General features: G+C 68.6%; 3 protein-coding genes, 1 tRNA gene and 1 pseudogene. 4 read left to right on the plus strand and 1 reads right to left on the minus strand.

Annotated features, from left to right (window positions below; translation table 11 throughout):
* The 4 genes and pseudogenes from A9X05_RS30020 to A9X05_RS21110 form a co-directional block, all read left to right on the plus strand.
* Positions 1–137 (plus strand): annotated as a pseudogene (locus A9X05_RS30020) (molybdopterin molybdenumtransferase); the annotation flags it as partial.
* 21 nt (positions 138–158) lie between these two features.
* A complete protein-coding gene (locus A9X05_RS21100; RefSeq protein ID WP_197499159.1) occupies positions 159–812 on the plus strand; it encodes a GNAT family N-acetyltransferase in 654 nt (217 codons plus the stop codon).
* A 192-nt stretch (positions 813–1004) separates the two neighbouring features.
* Positions 1005–2033: a gephyrin-like molybdotransferase receptor GlpR gene (gene glpR / locus A9X05_RS21105; RefSeq protein WP_067783901.1), complete on the plus strand. Its 1029-nt coding sequence runs from the start codon at positions 1005–1007 to the stop codon at positions 2031–2033.
* Between the two features lie 50 nt (positions 2034–2083).
* Positions 2084–2156 (plus strand) — tRNA-Ala (locus A9X05_RS21110).
* A gap of 65 nt (positions 2157–2221) precedes the next feature.
* On the opposite strand, the gene A9X05_RS21115 is transcribed toward A9X05_RS21110, so the two are convergent.
* Complete coding sequence (locus A9X05_RS21115; RefSeq protein WP_067783902.1) at positions 2222–3013, minus strand: alpha/beta hydrolase; 792 nt, start codon at positions 3011–3013, stop codon at positions 2222–2224.
* Between the last annotated feature and the right edge of the window lie 189 nt (positions 3014–3202).

The following is a 3202-nucleotide window of genomic DNA, read 5'->3' on the forward strand; positions in this document are numbered from 1 at the left end:
GCGGGCCGCCCGGGGCGTCCTCGCACCTGCTGGCCACCCTCGCCGAAGCGAACTGCCTCGTGGTGGTGCCCAGCGGCGCCGAACAGATCCGCACCGGCGAAATCGTCGATGTCGCCTTCCTGGCTCAGCGCGGTTAAGTGCAACGACTCCGCCGGCTCGTGAACCTGTTGCGCACCAACGCCCGCCACCCGGGCTGGCCGCTGGATGTCGGGCCCTTGCGGGTGCCGGCGGGAGTCGTCCGGCTGCGGGCGGTGCGGATGCGCGACGGCGCCCAATGGAGCCGCATCCGGTTGGCCGACCGCGCCCACCTCGAGCCGTGGGAGCCCAGCGCGGAGAGCGATTGGACGACCCGGCACACCGTCGCCGCGTGGCCGGCGCTGTGCTCCGGCCTGCGCGCGGAGGCCCGTGCGGGCCGCATGCTGCCCTACGTCATCGAGCTCGACGGACGCTTCTGTGGCCAGCTGACCATCGGCAACGTCACCCATGGGGCGTTGCGATCGGCGTGGATCGGCTATTGGGTGCCGCGGTCGGCGACCGGCGGCGGGGTGGCCACGGCAGCCCTGGCGCTGGGCCTGGATCACTGCTTCGGTCCGGTGATGCTGCACCGCGTCGAGGCCACCGTGCGCCCCGAGAACGCGGCCAGCCGGGCCGTGTTGGCAAAAGTCGGCTTCCGGCAAGAGGGTTTGTTGCAGCGCTACCTCGAGGTCGACAAGGCGTGGCGGGACCACCTGTTGATGGCCATTACGGCCGAGGAAGTTTCCGGGTCGGTGGCATCGACCCTGGTCCGGGGCGGGCACGCCAGCTGGGCGTGACGGCGCAGCCCCGCGCTGGGCGGCCGCGCCGCGACTAGCGCATTTGGCCTCCGTGTGGCTACCGCGACACGAGTGACTCGTGGTGCTTGTGAGAGGCAAATTACAGGTGTGTAATTGTCCTGGTCACCAAGACCCGGCCGCGCTGGCCTCCGAGGGGCTTCGCGGAATCGGAACCGAAGAGAGCAGGTCGTCATGCCAAGCATTCCGCAGTCACTGTTGTGGATCTCGCTCGTAGTGCTCTGGCTGTTCGTCTTGGTGCCCATGCTCGTCAGCAAACGCGACGCCGTGCGCCGCACCAGCGACGTCGCCCTGGCGACCCGGGTCCTCAACGGCGGCGCGAACTCCCGCCTGATCAAGCGCAGCGGCCCGGCCGCGGGTCATCGCAGCGACCCCGACTGGAAACCGCCGGAAGAGTCGGCCGACAACGAGCTCGACCTCGCCGAGGGTGACGAAGACGAAGAGCACGACACCGAGGAGCTGCGGGCCGCGCGCCCCGTCGTCATGAAGATCGCGACACCCGAGCTCACCGAGCCCGACTACCTCGACGTCGATGTCGTCGAGGATTCTCAGGCCCTGCCGGCGGGCGTCGAAGCCGTCGTCGAGGAAGAAGCCGAGGCCGACGAGGACGACGAGGACTCCGACACCGACGTGGTCGCCCACGCCGGCGACGAAGCCGACGAGGACGACGAGGGCTTCGAATACGTCGACGACTCTTCGGGTCTGGAGCCCGAGGCCGAGGCCGACGACGAGGAGATGCCGCCGCCCGTCCCGCGGAACGCCTCTCGGCGCCGCCGCTTCGACACCAAGACCGCCGCCGCGGTCAGCGCCCGCAAGTACGCCTTCCGCAAGCGCGTGTTGATGGTGATGGCCGTCGTGCTGGTCGGCACGGCCACGGCCGCGTTCAAGATTTCGCCGACCGCCTGGTGGGCGTGCGGCAGCGCCACCGTCGTGACGCTGCTCTACCTGGCGTACCTGCGGCGCCAGACCCGCATCGAGGAGAAGGTCCGTCGCCGCCGGATGCAGCGGATGTCGCGGGCGCGTATGGGCGTCGAGAACGCCTACGACCGCGACTACGACGTGGTCCCGTCGCGGTTGCGGCGCCCGGGCGCGGTGGTCCTGGAGATCGACGACGAGGACCCGATCTTCGAGCACCTGGACTACGCGATGCCGATGCGCAACTACGGCTGGCCCAGGGACTTGCCGCGGGCCGTCGGCGAGTAGCGATCGCGTTTCGGCGGTTCGGCCCGCGGCTGGTAGCCTGCTAGCGATCAGGGGCTATGGCGCAGTTGGTAGCGCGACTCGTTCGCATCGAGTAGGTCAGGGGTTCGAATCCCCTTAGCTCCACAGAGATTGATCAGGTAAAGGGCGCTTCGCCAAGGCGGTCGATCAGCAAGCGCGCGTCACGGCACCTAGTTCGGCGTGGCGGCGAAGAGCTCATTCTTTGTCAGCCACGCGTCAATGTGGCTCATGGTTAGCGGTAGGGAAGCCCCCGAGAAGACCATGTGGTCGGAGTCGGGTATCACGACGACGTCCGCGTGCCGGTATTGCGCCGCGGTCTTGCGCAACACCCCTGCCGGCACGATCAGGTCGCATTCGCCCCCAATCACCAACACCGGCGCGCTCACCGCGGCGGCATCGACGCGGGTTGCCCGGGAGAGCCTGAGTATCGCAAGGAGCATCTCGCACTGTGCTCGACCGGAATCGCAAACCAGGCCGTCATATATCTCGCGGGCGGTGTCCTCAGATTGGGTGTTGGCCACCCATTGCCGGAATCGCTCGAACGGGGGAGGAGGCACCGGTTTGGCCCAGGCGCGCGAGCGCAGGAACCACGGCGCCGACATCCGCCTGTTGGCGGGAGTCGAACCGCCGATGCCGGCAGCGGGGGCGGGACATGCCGCGACCAGCCCGGTGTGGGGGGTGCGTGCGGCGACCAGTTGGGCGAGCAGGCCGCCCATCGAGTGGCCGACCAACAACGGTGGCGTTTCGAGCGAACCGACGAAGGCCACCAGGTCGTCGACGTAATCCCGCAGGCTTAGGGAGGCCACCTTGCCGGCCCCCTCGTGGATCGGCAATTCGTGATGCCGCAGCGTCGGCGTATGCGCGGTGTAACCGCGATCCTGGAACGCGGCGCGGGCGGCGGCCAGCTGTTCTCCGCGTGACCAGTTGCCGTGAATCAGGACAACGTGCCGCGTCTCGGACATACCCAAAAGGATGGCACCGGCGACCATCCGTCGCGGCGATTTGGCCTGGCCGTCGGCAAATTCCAGCGTCCGCGGGCCTTGGTTCGCCGAGCACCCCGCAGTCCATTGAGCGAACAATGCGCCCAAAAGGCGATCAGCACTACCGGTAGGTGGCCACCGGGTGGCAGGCTCAACTCAGGAAGGGACTGA

Origin of the sequence: Mycobacterium sp. E3298 (assembly GCF_001666895.1) — a bacterium.
Lineage (GTDB): Bacteria > Actinomycetota > Actinomycetes > Mycobacteriales > Mycobacteriaceae > Mycobacterium.

Bases quoted from the DNA above. Each gene is read 5' to 3' on its own strand.
- A9X05_RS21115 (WP_067783902.1), bottom strand. From the start codon at position 3,013: ATGTCCGAGACGCGGCACGTTGTCCTGATTCACGGCAACTGGTCACGC.
- glpR (WP_067783901.1), top strand. From the start codon at position 1,005: ATGCCAAGCATTCCGCAGTCACTGTTGTGGATCTCGCTCGTAGTGCTC.